This window comes from Streptomyces sp. JLBG701, from assembly GCF_058544905.1.
This window is the reverse complement of record NZ_CM178588.1, coordinates 9,266,473-9,283,770: the sequence shown is the minus strand read 5'-3', so window position 1 is coordinate 9,283,770 and position 17,298 is coordinate 9,266,473. Positions and strand designations below refer to the sequence as shown.

Here is a 17,298-nt window from a genome sequence, read left to right as displayed (position 1 = left end):
GCCCTCCTCGTGTCGCCCTCACGTACCCGGTGTGTAGGCCTCCGCGACCGACGAGGCCGCCGCCTCCCGTACGACCTTCATGCCTCCCGTGACGGTCTTGTCCGGCTGGAGGATCACGCTCTGCCTGGACGACGGGCTCTTGGGTTCGGTGAAGTCCTGTGTGATGCCGAAGCCGACGTCGAAGGCGTCGATCGTCAGCAGGGCCTTGTCCACGCCCTCGCGGGTGAGGTCCTTGCTCGTACAGGCCTTCTTCAGGACCTCGCCGAAGACGGAGGCCGCGGTCCAGCCGGCCACCACGCCGTTGTCCAGCGCGTCGTTCGGATACTCCGCCTGGTAGTCCGCCACGAGCTGCTTCGCCTCCGGGGTGTCCGCCCCGACGGGCAGCGACGGGGAAGCCACCCAGTAGTTCTTCATCAGGGCCGGGCCCGCCTCCGTGGCGAGCAGTTGCGGGGCGAAGGCCGAGTTGTTGCCGATGATCGGGACGCCGAAGCCGCTCGCGGCCGCGACGCCGACGAGCGAGGCCGCCTGGCGCGGTCCCGCACTGATCACGATCGCCTTGACGCCCGCCTTCTTCAGCGCGGCGACCTGGGCGGTCATGTCGTTGTCCGTCGGCTTGATCTTCTGCTCGACGACCGTAAGGCCGGACTCCTTCGCCATGTGCTTCGAGCCGGTCAGGGCGCTCTCGCCGTAGTCGCCCTCGAAGTAGACGTGCCCGATCCTGTCGCCCTTCTTGATCCCCTTCTCCCGCATCAGGAAGTCGATGGCGTTGATCGTCTCGATGTCGTACGTCGCACCGATAACCCGGATGTACGGGCTGCCGAGCAGCGTGTGCGCCCACGCCTGCGGCAGCACCAGCCCCTTGTCCTGGCCGTCCACGCGCTGCTTGACCGCGGCGACGAACGGCGAGCCGATGAACTGGGTGAAGCCCAGCACCTTCGGCGCCAGCTCCGTGTATCCGGAGACGGCCTTCTGGGGGTCGTAGCCGTGGTCGCGGATGGAGAGAGCGACCTTGTAGCCGCAGACGCCGCCGTCGGCGTTCAGCTGCTCGACGTACAGCTGCTGGGCCTGGGTGACGCTCTTGCCGAGGGTCGCGTAGACGCCGGTCATGTCGGTGAGCACACCGAGCGTGATCGTCTTGCCGGAGATCCCTTCACCGGTTTTGACGCCGCCCGCTGTGCTCTTGCCGTCGCCGTCGTCCTTGGCCTTGGAGCTACAGCCGGCCAGCACGAGCAGCGCGGCGAGCGCGCCCGCGGCGGCCCTGGCCGCATACGTCGTGGTCATCGTTCCTCCCCTGGATTGCGTCCGACGCGGCGCCGGACGGCCACCCTGACCAGGCCGCCCGGCAGGAAGAGCACCACCGCCACGACGGCGGCGCCGTACAGGTACCGGGACGCCTCGCCCGGTGCGATCCCGCCCGTCCCCGGGTCGGAGACCAGAGGCAGCGCGTCGCTGTAGCGGGTCAGCAGCTGCGGCAGCAGCGAGACGAACGCCGCCCCGAGCACCGCTCCGGCGACCGAGCCGAGCCCGCCGATGACGATCATGGCGAGGTACTCCAGCGAGAGGGCGATGCCGAAGTAGTCGGGCACGGTCCGCTGGAAGACGAGCGCGAGCAGCACCCCGGCGAGGCCCGCGTACATCGAGGACAGGACGAAGACGGCGGCGCGGTAGCGGGCGACGGGCACGCCGATCACCCCGGCCGCGATGCGGTGGTCGCGGATCGCGTTCATGGCCCGCCCCGGACGGCCGCGCAGCACGCCGCGGGCGAACAGTGCGCAGCCGAGAAGGACGACGAGTCCGGCGTACCAGAGTTTCTCGGCGGACCCGAACGGCACGTCGGCGACGAGGAGTTCGCGGTCGTCGAAGGTGAGGCCGAAGAGGTTCAGGGCCGGTACGTCCCGGCCGTTGAAGCCGCCGGTGAGGTCGCGGGCGTTGAACAGTACGTGCTGGCCGATGAAGATCAGCGCGAGAGTCGCGATACCGAGGTAGGCGCCGCGCAGGCGGCCCGCGATGGGGCTGAACAGGCCGCCCGCGACTCCGGCGACCAGCGTGGCGAGCACGGCGGCGAACCAGGTCGGCAGGCCGATTCCGGTCAGGCCGTCGCGTCCGTCCCCGGCGAAGGCGCAGTAGCCGTAGGCGCCGACGGCGAGGAAGAAGGCGTGGCCCATGGAGAGCTGGCCGGTGGCGCCGGTGAGGAGGTTGATGCCGATGGCGCCGATCGCGGCGGCCATGGCGAACAGGCCCGCCTGGAGCCAGAAGCGGTCCAGGTAGAAGGGCAGCGCGAGGAGCAGGACGGTGCCGCCGCCCCAGACGTACGTACGGGTGCGGGTGAGCCACAGCGGCCGGGTGCCGCCCGCGAGAGCCTCAGACACGGGCGAGCTCCTTCGTGCCGAACAGGCCGGCGGGCCGGATGAGGAGGATCGCGACCATGACCAGATAGGGCGCCAGATCGCCCAATCCCCGGCCCAGGAAGGTCAGTTCGCTCTGGTAGCCGGTGGCAAGGGACTCGGTCACACCGACGAGAAGGCCGCCCACCAGGGCTCCCGTCGTCGAGTCGAGACCGCCGAGGATCGCCGCCGGGAACGCCTTGAGGGCGGCGAGGGAGGTGGCCCGCTCCAGGCCCGGGGTCGGGAAGACGGTGAGGAACAGGGCGGCCACGGCCGCGAGTCCCCCGGCGACGGCCCAGGCCCCCAGCGAGACCCGGCCGAGCCGGACGCCCATGAGGGCGGCGGTCTCCGGGCTCTCGGCGGCCGCGCGCATCGCCACGCCCCAGGTGGTGTAGCGGAAGGCGAGCAGGAACGCCGTGATGAGCAGCGCGGCGGCGACGAAGGCGGCGATCCGGGTGTGGGCGATCGAGACCTGCCCGACGGAGAGAACGGCGTCGCCCCACGGGTCGCCCATCGTCAGGACGTCCGTGCCGATGCGCCGGGTCAGTTCGGTGGTGAGCAGGATGTCGACGCCGATGGTCACGATGGCCAGCACGCTCTGGTCGCTGCCCCGGTAGCGACGCATCACCAGGAACTCGACGGCCGCTCCGACCAGTGCGGCGCCCGCGATGCCGGCCAGCAGCGCGGGCCAGAACCCGATGTCGTCGTGGAGGGTGGCGGTGACGTATCCGCCGGCCAGCAGGAGTGAGGCGTGCGCGAAGTTGACGACCTCCGTGGCCCGGAAGATCACGACGAATCCGAGGGCGATGAGGGCGTAGACGGAGCCGAGCGAGACCCCGTTGAGGAGGAATTCGGCGAAGGCGCTCACGACGCGGCCTCCTCGCCGAGGTAGGCACGGACCACTGCCGGGTCGTTCTGTACGTCGGCCGGAGCTCCGTCCGCGATCAGCCTGCCGAAGTCGAGGACGGTCACCGTGTCCGCGAGCCTCATCACCACTCCCATGTCGTGCTCCACCAGGACGATGGAGATGCCGAGGCTGTCGCGGACACCGGCGATCACGCCCGCGACTCCGCGCCGCTCGTCGGCCGTCATGCCGGCCACCGGTTCGTCGAGCAGCAGCAGCCGGGGTTCCATGCACAGCGCGCGGGCGAGTTCCGCGAGCTTCTGCTGCCCGTAGGGCAGGGAGCCCGCGGGCCGCTCCAGGTGGTCCTCAAGGCCGACGAACGCGGCGATCTCCCGGACGCGTTCACGGTGCCGGCGCTCCTCGCGCGCCGCCGACGGCAGCCGCAGCCCGGCAGCGACGAAGCCGGTCCTGGTCAGCCGGTGCCGGCCAAGGAGCAGGCTGTCCTCGACGGTGGCGTGCGGCGGCAGGGCGAGGTTCTGGAAGATGCGGGCGACGCCCAGGGCTGCGATGCGGTGCGGGGGCATCCCGGTCAGCTCGTGGCCGCCGAAGCGGACGGTGCCCGAGGTGGCCCGGTAGACCCCGGACAGGACGTTGAAGCAGGTCGACTTGCCCGCTCCGTTCGGGCCGATCAGGGCGTGCACGGTGCCGGGGCGCACGGTGAAGGTGACGTCGTCCAGGGCGAGGAGTCCGGCGAAGCGCACGGTGAGCCGGTCGACGTGAAGAGGGGGGACGGTGTCCCTGACCTGTTCCTCCACCTTGCTCAACCCTCCCATCTGGACAGCGCCGGGTGGGACCGTGCGGCGCCCGCCGCATCGGCGGCGGCATCCTCGTCGACCACACCCAGGTAGCGGCGGCGCACCTCGTCGGAGGCGGCCAGTTCGGCGGCCGGGCCGGAGAGAGTGACCTCGCCGACCTCCAGGACGTCGGCGTGGCCGGCGAGGCGCAGGGCGAGTGCCGCGTTCTGCTCGACGAGCAGTACGGAGGTGCCCTGTTCGTTGATCTCACGGACGGTGTCGGCGATGCGCTCGGCCATCAGCGGGGCCAGGCCCAGCGACGGCTCGTCGAGAAGCAGCACTTTCGGTACGGCCATCAGCGCGCGGGCGACGGCGAGCATCTGCTGCTCACCTCCCGACAGCAGCCCGGCGCGCTGCCGGCCCCGTTCCGCGAGGACGGGGAACAGTTCATGGACGCGGCTCAGGGCGGCGGCCCGGTCCGCACGGCTGCCACCGGCCCCGAGCGCCCCGGCCCGGAGGTTGTCCGCGACGGTCATCCGGGCGAACACCCGCCGCCCTTCCGGCACTTGGGACACCCCGGCGGCCACCACCCGGTCGGGAGCGAGCCCGTCGATACGACGTCCGCCGAGCGTCACGGTGCCCTCGGTCCTCGCCCCGCCGTGGAAGGAGAGGGTGCGGCTCACCGCCCGCAGCAGCGTCGACTTGCCGGCGCCGTTGGCGCCCAGGACGGCCACCACGGCCGCCTCCGGCACCTCCAGCGACACCCGGCGCAGGGCGCGCACGGGCCCGTACCCGACCGACAGGTCCCGTACGACCAGATCGGAGCCTCCCATGGCGTCGCCCCCTTCCTCCGCCGTCGCGCTGTGTGGCGCTCACCCCAGCACCGGGCCGGACGTCCGTCCACGGGTCGCGGCCGAATCGCTGCCGGTGACCAGCGGGTACGGCCGCCCGTTGTGCACGCGCACAACACCGCGTGCAAGAGGCCTGCCCAAGCCGGGCGGCCGGTGACATGCTCCGGCCATGGGAGCCCGCAGAAGGCGTACCGGTCATGACTGGAAGGTGCTCGCGGAGTCCTGCACGGCCCTCCTTGAGCGGGTGCCGGAGTTGGTCGACGAGCACCTGCGGCGGCTGGCGGAGCACTCCCCCGTCTACGACCAGGTCCTGCCGCACGACCAGCATTGGCGAGAGGCGGAGGAGGCGATGCGGATCGGCATCGAGACCCTCTCCGCGCCCCGGGACGCGCCTCGCCGCGATCTGGATTACGCGGAGGACGCGGGCCGGCGCCGCGCCCAGCAGGGGCTGCCGCTGGAGCTGCTGGTGCACGCGTACCGGAGCGCGGGGTATCTCGTGTGGGACGCGCTGCTGGAGGGGGCCGGTGGCCAGGAACCGGAGCGGCTGGGTGTGCTGATGCGTTCGGCGACGATCGTGTGGGCGGCGGTCGACGCCCAGGCGGCGGCCGCGTCGGAGGCCTATCGGACGACCGAGTTGGAGCTGCGCCGACGTACGGACGAGCAGTTGCAGGCGCTGCTTGACGCGCTCCTGGACGGGCAGGGGACACCGGGGCTCGCGGCGCGGGCCGCGGACGGGCTCGATCTGCCGGAGCGGGGCGCGTACGCGGTGGTGGTGCTGCGGGCGGAGCGCCGGGACGCGCGGGAGGCCTTCCACCGGCCGCTGCTGGCCGCCGGGTACCGGTTCGTCTGGCGGATGCGGGCGGACCGCGAGGTGGGGGTGGTTCTCCTGGGCCCCGGCCAGGATCTGGACGCGGTGGCACGGCTGCTGAGCGGGCGGTGCTCGGGGGCGGGCGGGATCAGTCCCGTCGTGCCGGGTCTGGCCGAACTGGGCCGGGCGCGACGGCTGGCCGAGCTGGCGCTGCGCACCTGTCCGCCGGACGCGCACGAGGTCGTACGCCTGGACCAGCGCATGCCCACGGCTCTGGTGGTGAGCCAGCCGGAGCTCGCCGGGCGGCTGGTCTCGGACGTGTTCGGCGAACTCATCGGTCTGGAGCCCGCCGACCGCGCGGTGCTGCTGGAGACGCTGGACATGTGGCTGGTCTGCGAGGGTTCGGCGGGCCGGGCCGCGGGCAGGCTGTACTGCCACCGCAACACGGTCTTCAACCGGCTGCGCAGGCTGGAACAGCTGACGTCCAGATCCCTGGCGCGGCCGCGGGACCTGATCGAGATGACGCTGGCCCTGGACGCCTACCGGCTGTCCGGTCCGGCTCCCGCGCCGGGCGGCCCCGAGGACGCCCGGCTCGCCGGGGGTGCCTGAGGGGCACCCCGCAGACAGGCCCCAGGGACTCAGGTCAGGAAGTCCCGCGCGATCTGCTCCGCCACCCGTTCCAGGATCGGGCCCGCGTCCGCGATGCAGCGGGCCACGTCCGGCTCGACCTCCGTCAGCGGGTACGCCCGTCGGATGCCGGCCCGGCCCAGCGCCTCCGGGGGCAGGGCCAGGCGGCCGCACACCGCGACGACCTCCTTGCCCTTCGCTCGGGCCGCCGCGGCGACGCCGGCCGGGGCTTTGCCGTGGAGGGTCTGTTCGTCCAGCGAACCCTCGCCTGTGATCACCAGGTCGGCCCGCTCCAGGGCGGGTGCGAAGCCGAGGACGTCGAGCATGACGTCGATGCCGGGGCGGAAGCGGGCGCCGAGGATCAGGGCGCCGTATCCGATGCCGCCCGCCGCGCCGGCGCCCGGCGACGCGGCGTATTCGGCCGCCTTGTCGCCGATCTCCGACTCCAGCACCTTCGCGTAGTGGGCGAGTGCCTCGTCCAGTTGCTGTACGTCGTCCGGTGAGGCGCCCTTCTGGGGCCCGTAGACGGCCGGTGCGCCCTTGGGGCCGGTGAGCGGGTTGTCGACGTCGCTGGCGAGCACGAACTCGATGTCGGCGAGCCGTGGGTCGAGACCGGACAGGTCGGCCGACGCCAGGTCGGCCAGGCCCTCGCCCCCCGGCGCGACGGGCTCGCCGTCCGCGTCCAGGAAGCGCGCCCCCAGCGCGGACAGCATCCCGGCGCCGCCGTCGGTGGTCGCGCTGCCGCCGACGCCGAACACGATCGTCCGGGCGCCCGCGTCCAGCGCGGCCGCCAGCAGCTCTCCGGAGCCGTACGTGGAGGCCGTGAGCGGCGCGAAGACGCCCTTGGCGAGCCGCTGGAGTCCGCTGGCCTCCGCCATCTCCACGACCGCCGTGTCGCCGCGCAGCGCGAACGCCGCCGCCACCTCGTGCCCAAGGGGCCCAGCGACCCGAATCTCGCGGCGCTCGAACCCGGCCGCGACCGCCGCGTCCACGGTTCCGTCGCCGCCGTCGGCCACCGGCATGGCCTCGACCCGGACGTCCGGGACCACTCTGCGCAGCCCGGCGGTCACCCGCTCGGCGACCTGCACGGCCGTCAACGACCCCTTGAACTTGTCCGCGGCGATGAGCACCCTGGTCCCGTTCACAGCGTCCGCCACCTTGCGTTCCCCTTGCTCTTGAGCCTTGCGCATGTCAAGGCAGTCGCGCCGCTGCGACCTTAGCCGGAGGACACCCCCGCCGTCATGCCCCGCCCGGCTCCGGAATCGGGTACACCGGAGCTATGACCCCTGTGGGCACTGAGCCAGAGCTCGCGGACCGCATCCTCGGGGGCTGGCTGGGCCGGATCGCGGGCAACATGCTCGGCAAGCCGGTCGAGCAGGGCGACCTGTGGACGCGGGACCGTATCGACCGCTATCTGCGGCAGGCCGCCGCGCTGCCGCTCACCGACTACCTGCCCGAGCCTGCCAGCGAGGACGACGGCTTCGAGCTGCGCCCGGAGTGGCGTCAGTGCGTACGCGGCCGTATCCACGGCAGCTGCCGTGACGACGACGTCGACTACGCGATCCTCGGCCTTGACCTCCTGGAGACCCACGGCTTCGCCTTCAGCACGGAGCAGGTGGGCGACCTGTGGCTGCTGCGGCTGCCGTATCTGCAGACGTTCACCGCCGAGCGGGCCGCCTACCGCAACCTCGCCAACGGACTCAAACCGCCGCTGACGGCGACGTACGACAATCCGTACCAGGAGTGGATCGGCGCCCTGATCCGTGCCGACATCTACGGCTGGACCTGCCCGGGCAGCCCGCGCCGGGCCGCCTCCCTGGCCCGCCGGGACGCGGTGCTGTCCCACACCGGCAACGGCGTGTACGGCGCGATGTGGGCGGCGGCGCTGATCTCCGCGGCGTTCACGGCACCGACCGTGCGGCACGCGCTGGACACGGCGCTGACCGTCGTCCCGGCCGGCAGCCGCCTCGCGCGCACGGTACGCCGGGTGCTGACCCTCCACGAGACGCGGATGACCTGGGAGGACACGCTCGCCACGGTGTCCGAGGAAACGGCGGGGCTGGGCTGGATCCACACCATCCCGAACGCCGCCGTACTCACCGCGGGCCTCCTGTACGGCGACGGTGACTTCACCCGCACCATCACCCTCACCGTCCGCGGCGGCCTGGACACCGACTCCAACGGCGCGACCGCGGGCTCGGTGGCGGGCGTACTGACCGGCGCGGACGCGATCCCCGCCCAGTGGCAGGACCCGCTGGAGGACACGGTGCGCAGCGCGGTGTTCGGCTTCGACGGGGTACGGATCAGCGAACTGGCGGAGCGGACGGCGCGGCTGGTGGAGACCCCGTAGGTTTCATGGGTCTCAACAGCGCGTGGATGGGCAGCGAGTCCGCGGCGCGGCTGCGCGCGCTGGTTACGCTTCCTCAATGACCACTCAGGACTTCGCCACGTACATCGCGGGACTGCCCCGCGTCCTCGCCGGTGCCGCCGCACTCTTCCGCGACGCCGAGGGGCGCGTGCTGCTCGTCGAGCCCAACTACCGTGAGGGCTGGGCGCTTCCGGGCGGGACGATCGAGTCGGACGACGGCGAGACCCCGCGCCAGGGCGCGCGCCGCGAGACCGCGGAGGAGATCGGCCTCGACATCGCCCTCGGCCGCCTCCTCGCGGTGGACTGGGTCCACGGAACTGCCCGCCCGCCGCTGGTGGCGTACCTCTACGACGGCGGTGTCCTCGCCGAGGACGACCTCAAGGCGATCCAGCTCCAGGAGGAGGAACTGCTGTCCTGGCGCCTCGTCCCGCGCGAGGAACTCACCGAGTACCTGCCGGGCTCCCTGGGCCTCCGCGTACTGGCCGCCCTCGACGTCCTGATCGAGGGCTCGGGCACGGCGGAACTGGAGAACGGGCAGCGGGTGGACTGACGGGCCGGCGGCTCAGCCCTCGGCGTCCCGGGGTTTCGCGTCCACCTCACGCAATGCCTCGTCACGCGCGGCGATCCTGGCCTCCGTGCGGTGGCCGCGCTCGATGTAGTCGCGGACGACGAGCTCGACGGCGTCCTGTGGATTGCCCACGCCCGCCAACACCATCGCTTCCACGACGAGTTCGGCGTCCAGCGACACTGTGACCTTGGCCATGCGCGGACCCTAACAGTCGACGACGGCGGGTGCGGCGGCCTCGACCACCCGCACGCCCGCCTCCCTCAGCGCCGCGCAAGTCGCGGCGTCCGACGATGAGTTGGTCACGAGTACGTCCAGGTCCTCGGGGTCGCAGATCTTCACCATGCCCATCCCGGGGAACTTGCTGCTGTCCGCGAGCAGCGCCACCTTGTCGCCCGCGGCGATCATCGCGCGTCTGGCGGGGACTTCGACGACCGTGGTGTCCATGACCTGGCCGCCGGGACGAATGCCGCACGCGCCCATGAAGAGCCAGTCGGCGTGCACCTGGCGGAGGTTGTCCTCGGCCATGAAGCCGTCGAGCATGCGTGACTCGCGTATCACCATGCCTCCGAGCAGCATCAGTTGAACGCTCTCGTCCTCCACGAGTTCGTCGTACACCACGAGGTTGTTGGTGATCACGGTGAGCCGACGCCCGTGCAGCAGGCGCGCCAGCCGGTGGACTGTCGTACCTGAGTCGAGGATGACCGACTGGCCGTCCTCGATCATCAGGGCGGCCTCGGCGGCGATCGCGTCCTTCTCGGACACCCGGATCGTGGCGGCCTCCGTGAACGGCGGAGCGTCCACCTCGATCACCGCTCCCCCGTGAACTCGGGTGAGCAGCCCGTCCTCCTCCAGCTTGAGGAGATCCCGGCGGACGGTCGCCGCACTGACCTCCAGCTGGTCGGAAAGGCCGGCCACGGTGGCGGTGCCGCCGGAACGCAGGGCCTGGAGGATGAGTCGGTGTCGTCGTTCAGCCAGCACCCAACGGACACTACACGTGACCACCAAACCCAACAGCCTTACTTTTCAGTGACTTTGAGCCGTGGTGCGGAGCCTGGTTCGCACCCCCAAAACCCGGTCGCTCCGCGCCGGACGGACGACTTACTCTCGGCCCATGAACAAGCCCCTCGTCGCGATCCTCAGTGGCGCCGGTATCTCCACCGATTCCGGGATTCCCGACTATCGCGGCCCCAATGGTCTGTGGCGTAAGGATCCCGAGGCCGAGAAGCTCGTGACGTACGAGTACTACATGGGCGATCCGGAGATCCGGCGGCGGTCGTGGCAGATGCGGCGGAAGAACCGGACGCTGAAGGCCGAGCCGAACGCCGCGCACCTGGCCGTGGCCGAGTTGGAGCGGGCCGGGGTGCCGGTGCGGGTGATCACGCAGAACGTGGACGGGCTGCACCAGCTCGGCGGGATGCCCGCCCGCAAGGTGCTCGAACTGCATGGCAGCGCACGGAGTTTCGTGTGTACGAAGTGTCATGCGCGGGGGCTGATGGAGGATGCGATCGCCCGGGTTGAGGCCGGCGAGGAGGATCCGCCGTGTCTGCAATGCGGCGGCATTCTCAAGTCGGCGACCGTGTTCTTCGGCGAGCGTCTCGACCCGGTGGTCCTCGGCGAGGCCGTCGCCATCACCAAGGCCTGCCAGGTCTTCATCGCCGTCGGCACCAGCCTCCAGGTGCAGCCCGCCGCCGGGCTCGCCGGTGTCGCCGCCGACCACGGCGCACGGCTGGTCATCGTCAACGGCGAGCCGACACCGTACGACGAGCGAGCCGACGAGGTCGTACGCGAACCCATCGGCACCGCCCTGCCGGAGCTGCTGCGCCAACTCAGCATGGAGCACTCCTAGGGGCGGATCCCGTCGCAGGAGATGTGCAGATGCCGCGGCCCGCGCAGCACGGCGTTCTGCCGATACGGCGGCGGGTCCTCCAGCAGACGTGGGTTTCCCAGCCTCCGGGCCAGTTCCGACAGGGCGAGCTGGGCCTCCAGCCGGGCGAGTGGTGCGCCGAAGCAGCTGTGGATGCCGCTGCCCAGGCCGAGGTGCTGGATGTCCCGACGGTCCGGGTCGAAGCGGTCCGGGTCCTCGAAGCGCTGGGGGTCGCGGTTGCCGGACGCCAGAACCAGCCAGAGGGAGGCGCCCTTGGGGATGGTGACGCCGTGGACCTCGATGTCGGCGAGGGTGGTGCGCTGTGGCACCAGTTGCACCGGCGGCTCGAAGCGCAGCAGCTCCTCGACGATGGGCACGGCCAGCTGCGGATCCGAGCGCAGCCGCTGCAGGACGTCGGGATGGCGCAGCAGGGTCAGCATTCCGTTGGTGATGAGATTGACGGTGGTCTCGTGGCCCGCGATCAGGAGCAGTGCCGCGGTGCTGAGCAGTTCCATCGTCGTCATCGCGCCGTCCTCGCCCTTGGCCGTCGCCAGCTGGGAGAGCATGTCCTCGCCGGGCTTCTTGCGGCGCTCCTCGATCAGGCCGGCCAGGTACATGCCCAACTGCATACGGGCGTCGTGCGCGCCCTTGCCCCGCTCGGTGGGATCCGCGTCCGGGTCGGGGTCCAGGCTCGCTGCGAGCGTGTCCGCCCAGGTGTGGAAGCGCGCCTCGTCCTCGCGCGGCACCCCGAGCAGCCGGCAGATCACGGTCACCGGGAAGGGGTACGAGAACTGCTCCACCAGGTCGATCCGGCCCGGGTCGCCCATGCCGTCGATGAGGCCCGAGACGATGTCGTGGAGCTCTCCGCGCATACCGTCGACACGGTACGGGGAGTGCGGCGGGCCGAAGGGCCGGTTCGTCATGCGTCGCAGCCGGTCGTGTTCCGGCGGGTCGAGCTTCAGGAAGCCCGGCGGCAGCGCGCTCTCCTCCTGGGCCGGCTCGACCAGCCCGTCGCCGGTGTTCGAGGCCAGATTGCGGGCGTCGGAGCTGATCCGAGGATCGTGCAGGAGGCTGCGGATCTCGTAGTAGGTGCTGATGACGTACGGCCCGCCGGCTTCGTGGTGTACCGGCGTCTTCCGCAGCTGTTCGTAGATCGGGTATGGGTTGGCGCGGTTGGCGTAGTCCAGGATCTGGTGCAGCAAGGATTGCGTCATGGCGAGTCCTCGTGGCCGTACGGGTCAGTGCGCGGGGGTGAACGTCATCCGGCGGTCGGCCGGCGAGTATCCGCCGAGAGTCACGGTGGGGCCGTGGGTGGGGACCGAAGGGTCGGGGAAGTCGGCGTCGAGCGGCCGCTGTCCGTCCGAGCCCCGGTCGACCGTGGGGAACGGCGGCGGGAACGGCACGGTGGTCTCGATCAGCTCCTGGTAGAACGGCAGCCACCGGGCGTGGTCGAAAGCGACCGCGCCGACGACGCGCCCCTGATACCCGTAGACGCCGAGGAACCGGTGATCCTTGAGCGATCCCTGCGAGATGAGGATCTCCGTCCCCAGTGACGGCACCCCGACCGACTTGATGTTGACTCCGAACTGCGAGGACCAGAAGGCCGGCACCTCCATGTGGGGGATGCGGTCGGTGCTCTCGCTGATCATGTTGTGCGCCGCGATCCGGGCCTGGGTGACGGCGTTGCCCCAGTGCTCCAGGGACAGGAACTGGTAGCCGAACAGGGGGTGCGGGCAGCGTGCGACGTCGCCCGCCGCATAGATGTCGTCGGTGACGATTCCGCGGATGTCGAAGGCGCGGCAGCCGGCGTCGCAGGCGATGCCGCGGGGGCCGGCCCCCAGTCCGGATCCGGCGAGCCATTCGGTGTTGCGGGTGGCGCCGAGCGAGACGATCACCACGTCGGTCTCCACGGTGGAGCCGTCGGACAGCTGCGCGGCGCGCACCCGTCCCGAGGCGTCGCCCTCCAGAGCGGTCACCATGACCCCGCACCGCAGGTCCACACCGTGCTCGCGCTGCATCTCGGCGGCGACCGCACCGACCACCCCGCCGAGCGCGCCGACCAGGGGTGCCGCGCCGCGCTCGGCGACGGTGACGGCAAGGCCGCGTTCGCGGCAGGCGGAGGCGATCTCCGAGCCGGTGAACCCGGCCCCGATGACGAGGACCCGCTTGGGTCCCGCGTCGAGCCGCCGCGCGAGCGCGGCGCTGTCGTCGCGGGTCCGCAGGACGAAGACGCCGTCGAGTTCCGCCTCGGCCTCGCGCGGCCAGGGTCGCGCCCGGACCCCGGTGGCGATCAGCAGCCGGTCGTACGGCACCTCGTCGCCGTCGGCCAGCCGCACCCGCCTTGCGGCCATGTCCAGCCCGGTGGCCGGAACGCCGAGCCGCCAGGTCGCGTCGACGGATCGGAGCCTGGGCAGGGCTGTGCGGTCGGCGCTCGCCCTGCCCAGCAGCACCTGCTTGGACAGCGGGGGCCGGTCGTACGGCTCGTGGGGCTCGTCGCCGATCAGGGTCAGAGAGCCCGCGAAGCCCTCGGCCCGCAGGGTTTCGGCAGCGCGCAGGCCCGCCAGCGAGGCGCCTACGACGACGATGCGGCCCTCGCGTTTGAGCCGTTCCAGGGATCCGTCACCGAGCACCGGACACCACCTCGGCCGGTACCTCCACCGCATCGACGAGGATGGCCTGAACCGGGCAGGCCGCGGCGGCCTGGGCCAGCTTCGCACGCTGCGCCTCGTCGGCCTCCGGGTCGTACAGCAGCGCCTCCTCGCCGTGCATGGTGAAGATCTCGGGGGCGAGGAACGCGCACTGCGCATACCCCTGACAGCGGTTCAGGTCGACGGCAATCCTTACCACGGGATCGGTCCTCTCCAACGGCCCGCTCAGCCCCCTGCGACCACCCTCGGTGGCCGGACGGGATGCCGCGACGAGAGGAAGACCGTTCGAGTGAGCGGTGCGGTCGGCTCAGGTCGAGGTGGCCGGCCGGGGCCGGGCGGGACGCCGGCCCCACAGGATGTTCAGGCTGAGGAGCAGCGCCCAGGCCGGGAAGACCAGTTCGGACCAGGGCACGCTCGCTCCCACCACGAGCAGCGTAAGGCCCGCCAGGTAGCCGAAAACGACGAGCTGGCGAGGGAGGACGCCGTGTCGGCGGCCGATGGTAGAGGTCGTGATGATGAACACGGCCGCCATCCGCATGGCGTAGGTGGTCAGCAGGGCGTAGGCGAAGTGCCGGCCGAAAGGAGGGTGCTGCTGACTCTGGTCGAGAACGGTTCCGGCCGCCGCGGCAGCGCCGAACAGGGTGGCGACGAAGACCAGGCCGCTGCCCAGGAACACGGTGGAGAAGAACCGGTCCTCGCCCTCGCCGGCCTGCTCGCGCAGGGCGCCCATGAACCACAGGAAGGCGATCCCGGCGAATGGGACCAGCGCCAGCGCCGTCCGCACGGTGCTCCGTTGTCCGGCATCGGCGGTTACGTCGTCCCCGCCGACGCCGCCGGGCAGAGCGATGCGCATCAGGACGATCGCCACGGCCATCAGGATCGCGAACACCACCCCGGCTACCCCGGCGGCCCAGGGTGTCGCCAGGCGCTCGTGCTTTGGCTCCATGGTCTCTCGCTTTCTGTCTAGTCCTCCTTCGTACAGACACCAGCGATCCACGGACTCGCGCCACCGGGGTCACTCGGGAGGAAGACCGCGGTGCGCCATACAGGCCATGGCTACTGGTCCGATTCGGGCTGCCGCTGACGATGCCTTGCGATTTCGGGATCCCTGATTATCGCGGCCCGAGCGGCCTGTGGCGGCGTGACCCCGAGGCCGAGAAGCTCGTGACGTACGAGTACTACATGGGCGATCCCGAGATCCGGCGGCGGTCGTGGCAGATGCGGCGCGCGAACCGGACTCTTCAGGCCGAGCCCAATGCCGCGCACCTGGCCGCGGCCGAGCTGGAGCGGGCCGGGGTGCCCGTGCGGGTGATCACGCAGAATGTGGACGGGCTGCACCAGCTCGCCGGGATGCCCGCCCGTAAGGTGCTCGAACTACACGGCACCGCACGGGAGTTCGTGTGCACCGAGTGTCATGCGCGCGGGCCCATGGCGGACGCCCTTGCCAGGGTCGAGGCAGGTGAGGACGATCCGCCGTGTCTGAAGTGCGGCGGGATTCTCAAGTCGGCGACCGTCATGTTCGGTCAGCGCCTCGACCCCGTCGTCCTCGGCGAGGCTCTCGCCATCACCAAGGCCTGCCAGGTGTTCATCGCCGTCGGGACCAGCCTCCAGGTCCAGCCCGCCGCCGGGCTGGCCGGCGTCGCCGCCAACCACGGCGCACGGCTGGTCATCGTCAACGGCGAGCCGACGCCGTACGACGAGCGAGCCGACCAGGTCGTACGGGAACCCATCGGCACCGCCCTGCCGGAGCTGCTGCGTCGGCTGAGCGCCGGGAGCGACTCCTAGGTTCTGCCCGCCGGGTCCAGGCCCACCATGAGTTCCGCGAAGGTGAGGGCGGCGCTGGAGGAGGTGAAGAGGCGGTCCAGGCGGGCGCGGGCCAGGGCGCGGTGGAAGGGGCCGGAGTGGGTGTCGTCGCCTGCGTCGTGAAGGGTACGGGTCAGCCAGTGGGAGAACTCCTGGTCGTTCCAGACGCGGCGGAGACAGCGCTCCGAGTAGGTGCGCAGGGCTGTGTCGTCGTGGTTGTGGACGGAGTCCCGTACCGCGCGGGCGAAGAGGTCCGCCTCGTACAGGGCGAGGTTCATGCCCTTGCCGCCCATGGGGGCGATGATGTGGGCGGCGTCGCCGACGAGGTGGAGGCGGCCGTACTGCATGGGGTCGTGGACGAGGCTGCGGAGACGGAAGATCTCGCGGTCGGTGATCGGGCCGGGGACGAGGGCCGAGTCGCCGAGCCGGATCTTCAGTGCGTCCCAGACGCGGGTGTCGGGCCAGGCCTCGGGGTGGTCGTCGGGCGGGCACTGGAGGTAGTAGCGGCTGGCGTGCGGGCCGCGGGGGAAGTGGGCCGCGAAGCCGTCCGGGCTGACCGCGAGGAGGGGGTGGGCCGGGGGCGGGGCGTCGGCGAGGACGGTGAGCCAGCCGATGCCGTGGTCGAAGGCGTGGGCGGTGAGGACACCGTCGGGGACGGCGGTGCGGCTGACGCCGTGGTCACCGTCGCAGCCGGCGACGAAGGCGCAGGTGATGGTGCGGAGGGTGCCGTCGGGGGTGCGGTAGCGGACGGTCGGGCGGTCGCCGGTCAGATCGTGCAGGGAGACGTCGAGGGCCTCGAAGCGCAGGTCGCCGCCGTCGGCGAGGTAGTTGGCCATGAGTTTCTGGACCAGTACCTGCTGGGGGCAGAGGACGGCCGTGGGGCCTTCGGAGCCGTCGACGTCGGAGACCAGGTGGCTCTCGCCGTCCACCCGGATCTCCAGGATGCCGTCGTGCGGGACACCGCCGAGGACGCGGTCGGCCAGCCCCCACGAGTCGAACATCCGGACAGCGCGGGTTTCCACGATGCCGGCCCGCTGGCGCTGGGCCACATGCTCGCGGGTCCGGCTTTCGAGGACGACACAGTCGATGCCGCTGCGCCGCAACAGGTTGGCGACGGTGAGACCGGCCGGGCCCGCGCCGATCACCACCACGGTCGTGGATTCCACTGCCCCACCCAACTCCGGTGCCTGCTCTGCCACTTGGCCACCTCCGGCGGTCAGCCTAGACGCCCCACCGACCTCGCGGACACTAGAAGAGTGCGCCTCCGCTCTCGAAGTCCAGCAGTCGCTTCTTGCGGTCCAGGCCGCCGCCGTATCCCGTGAGGCTGCCGTCCGTGCCGACGACGCGGTGGCAGGGGACGATGATGCCGATGGGGTTCTTGCCGTTGGCGAGGCCCACGGCGCGGGAGGCGCCCGGGTTGCCGAGGGCGTCGGCCAGTTCGCCGTAGGTGCGGGTCTCGCCGTAGGGGATGCGGGTCAGATGGTGCCAGACGCTGCGCTGGAAGTCCGTGCCGGACAGGTGGAGTTCGAGGGTGAACTCCTTCAACTCGCCTGCGAAGTAGGCGTGTAGTTGGTCGGCGGCTTCCTCGAATGCACGCGCCTCGCCTCGTTCACCGAAGGTCTCCTCCGGGGGTCGGTGGCGCTGGCCGACCATGTAGAGGCCGCTCAGGGCGCCCTCCTCGGCGACGAGGGTCAGAGGGCCGTACGGGCTGTCGATCACCGTGTGTTGCTTCATTGGGA

The 17,298-nt window shown here is 71.4% G+C and carries 19 protein-coding genes; 5 read left to right on the top strand and 14 right to left on the bottom strand.

What is annotated here, in order from left to right:
- Positions 1 to 18: 18 nt before the first annotated feature.
- The 5 genes from AC5DRG_RS42550 to AC5DRG_RS42530 are packed head-to-tail and all read right to left on the bottom strand — an operon-like array spanning position 19 to position 4,855.
- A complete protein-coding gene (locus AC5DRG_RS42550) occupies positions 19 to 1,281 on the bottom strand; it encodes an ABC transporter substrate-binding protein (protein ID WP_491805211.1) in 1,263 nt (420 codons plus the stop codon).
- Entirely contained in the window at positions 1,278 to 2,369 is a 1,092-nt protein-coding gene (locus AC5DRG_RS42545; protein WP_491805210.1) for a branched-chain amino acid ABC transporter permease, read from the bottom strand. Before AC5DRG_RS42545 ends, AC5DRG_RS42550 begins: the two co-directional genes overlap by 4 nt.
- Positions 2,362 to 3,252 carry a branched-chain amino acid ABC transporter permease gene (locus tag AC5DRG_RS42540; protein ID WP_491805209.1) on the bottom strand — a complete coding sequence of 297 codons (891 nt, stop codon included), beginning with the start codon at positions 3,250 to 3,252 and terminating at the stop codon, positions 2,362 to 2,364. The genes AC5DRG_RS42545 and AC5DRG_RS42540 overlap by 8 nt, the downstream gene beginning before the upstream one ends.
- Positions 3,249 to 4,061 carry an ABC transporter ATP-binding protein gene (locus tag AC5DRG_RS42535; protein ID WP_491805208.1) on the bottom strand — a complete coding sequence of 271 codons (813 nt, stop codon included), beginning with the start codon at positions 4,059 to 4,061 and terminating at the stop codon, positions 3,249 to 3,251. The genes AC5DRG_RS42540 and AC5DRG_RS42535 overlap by 4 nt, the downstream gene beginning before the upstream one ends.
- The gene (locus AC5DRG_RS42530; RefSeq protein ID WP_491805207.1) at positions 4,049 to 4,855 is read right to left on the bottom strand and encodes an ABC transporter ATP-binding protein; all 807 of its coding nucleotides are present in this window, start codon (positions 4,853 to 4,855) and stop codon (positions 4,049 to 4,051) included. The genes AC5DRG_RS42535 and AC5DRG_RS42530 overlap by 13 nt, the downstream gene beginning before the upstream one ends.
- Before the next feature lie 187 nt (positions 4,856 to 5,042).
- Between AC5DRG_RS42530 and AC5DRG_RS42525 the strand changes: the two genes are divergently transcribed.
- Positions 5,043 to 6,290, top strand: coding sequence for a PucR family transcriptional regulator (locus AC5DRG_RS42525; RefSeq protein ID WP_491805206.1), 1,248 nt, complete (start codon positions 5,043 to 5,045; stop codon positions 6,288 to 6,290).
- Positions 6,291 to 6,319: 29 nt separating this feature from the next.
- On the opposite strand, the gene AC5DRG_RS42520 is transcribed toward AC5DRG_RS42525, so the two are convergent.
- A complete protein-coding gene (locus AC5DRG_RS42520) occupies positions 6,320 to 7,438 on the bottom strand; it encodes a glycerate kinase (protein WP_491813303.1) in 1,119 nt (372 codons plus the stop codon).
- A gap of 149 nt (positions 7,439 to 7,587) precedes the next feature.
- Between AC5DRG_RS42520 and AC5DRG_RS42515 the strand changes: the two genes are divergently transcribed.
- A complete protein-coding gene (locus AC5DRG_RS42515) occupies positions 7,588 to 8,658 on the top strand; it encodes an ADP-ribosylglycohydrolase family protein (protein WP_491805205.1) in 1,071 nt (356 codons plus the stop codon).
- Between the two features lie 76 nt (positions 8,659 to 8,734).
- Positions 8,735 to 9,226, top strand: coding sequence for an NUDIX domain-containing protein (locus tag AC5DRG_RS42510; RefSeq protein ID WP_491805204.1), 492 nt, complete (start codon positions 8,735 to 8,737; stop codon positions 9,224 to 9,226).
- A gap of 12 nt (positions 9,227 to 9,238) precedes the next feature.
- Here AC5DRG_RS42510 and AC5DRG_RS42505 read toward each other — a convergent pair whose 3' ends face one another.
- Together AC5DRG_RS42505 and AC5DRG_RS42500 are read right to left on the bottom strand one after the other, a co-directional pair.
- The gene (locus tag AC5DRG_RS42505) at positions 9,239 to 9,439 is read right to left on the bottom strand and encodes a type II toxin-antitoxin system VapB family antitoxin (protein ID WP_491805203.1); all 201 of its coding nucleotides are present in this window, start codon (positions 9,437 to 9,439) and stop codon (positions 9,239 to 9,241) included.
- Between the two features lie 9 nt (positions 9,440 to 9,448).
- Entirely contained in the window at positions 9,449 to 10,222 is a 774-nt protein-coding gene (locus tag AC5DRG_RS42500) for a DeoR/GlpR family DNA-binding transcription regulator (protein WP_491805202.1), read from the bottom strand.
- Between the two features lie 133 nt (positions 10,223 to 10,355).
- On the opposite strand from AC5DRG_RS42500, the gene AC5DRG_RS42495 reads away from it, so the two are divergent.
- The gene (locus AC5DRG_RS42495; RefSeq protein WP_491805201.1) at positions 10,356 to 11,090 is read left to right on the top strand and encodes an SIR2 family NAD-dependent protein deacylase; all 735 of its coding nucleotides are present in this window, start codon (positions 10,356 to 10,358) and stop codon (positions 11,088 to 11,090) included.
- Here AC5DRG_RS42495 and AC5DRG_RS42490 read toward each other — a convergent pair.
- The 4 genes from AC5DRG_RS42490 to AC5DRG_RS42475 form a co-directional block, all read right to left on the bottom strand.
- Positions 11,087 to 12,322, bottom strand: coding sequence for a cytochrome P450 (locus tag AC5DRG_RS42490; RefSeq protein WP_491805200.1), 1,236 nt, complete (start codon positions 12,320 to 12,322; stop codon positions 11,087 to 11,089). The two genes, AC5DRG_RS42495 and AC5DRG_RS42490, sit on opposite strands and share 4 nt — an antisense overlap.
- 24 nt (positions 12,323 to 12,346) lie before the next feature.
- A complete protein-coding gene (locus AC5DRG_RS42485; protein ID WP_491805199.1) occupies positions 12,347 to 13,771 on the bottom strand; it encodes an NAD(P)/FAD-dependent oxidoreductase in 1,425 nt (474 codons plus the stop codon).
- Positions 13,728 to 13,955 carry a ferredoxin gene (locus AC5DRG_RS42480; protein ID WP_491805198.1) on the bottom strand — a complete coding sequence of 76 codons (228 nt, stop codon included), beginning with the start codon at positions 13,953 to 13,955 and terminating at the stop codon, positions 13,728 to 13,730. The genes AC5DRG_RS42485 and AC5DRG_RS42480 overlap by 44 nt, the downstream gene beginning before the upstream one ends.
- A 108-nt stretch (positions 13,956 to 14,063) precedes the next feature.
- A complete protein-coding gene (locus AC5DRG_RS42475; RefSeq protein WP_491805197.1) occupies positions 14,064 to 14,702 on the bottom strand; it encodes a hypothetical protein in 639 nt (212 codons plus the stop codon).
- 140 nt (positions 14,703 to 14,842) lie between these two features.
- Here AC5DRG_RS42475 and AC5DRG_RS42470 point away from each other — a divergent pair, with 140 nt between their 5' ends.
- Positions 14,843 to 15,541, top strand: a complete 699-nt coding sequence (locus AC5DRG_RS42470) for a Sir2 family NAD-dependent protein deacetylase (RefSeq protein ID WP_491805196.1) — start codon at positions 14,843 to 14,845, stop codon at positions 15,539 to 15,541.
- On the opposite strand, the gene AC5DRG_RS42465 is transcribed toward AC5DRG_RS42470, so the two are convergent.
- Together AC5DRG_RS42465 and AC5DRG_RS42460 are read right to left on the bottom strand one after the other, a co-directional pair.
- Positions 15,538 to 16,758 (bottom strand): 4-hydroxybenzoate 3-monooxygenase, encoded by a 1,221-nt coding sequence (locus AC5DRG_RS42465; protein WP_491805195.1) that lies wholly within the window; start codon positions 16,756 to 16,758, stop codon positions 15,538 to 15,540. The genes AC5DRG_RS42470 and AC5DRG_RS42465 overlap by 4 nt on opposite strands.
- A gap of 49 nt (positions 16,759 to 16,807) precedes the next feature.
- On the bottom strand, positions 16,808 to 17,293 hold the full coding sequence (locus tag AC5DRG_RS42460) for a methylated-DNA--[protein]-cysteine S-methyltransferase (RefSeq protein ID WP_491805194.1): 486 nt from the start codon (positions 17,291 to 17,293) through the stop codon (positions 16,808 to 16,810).
- Positions 17,294 to 17,298: the final 5 nt, after the last annotated feature.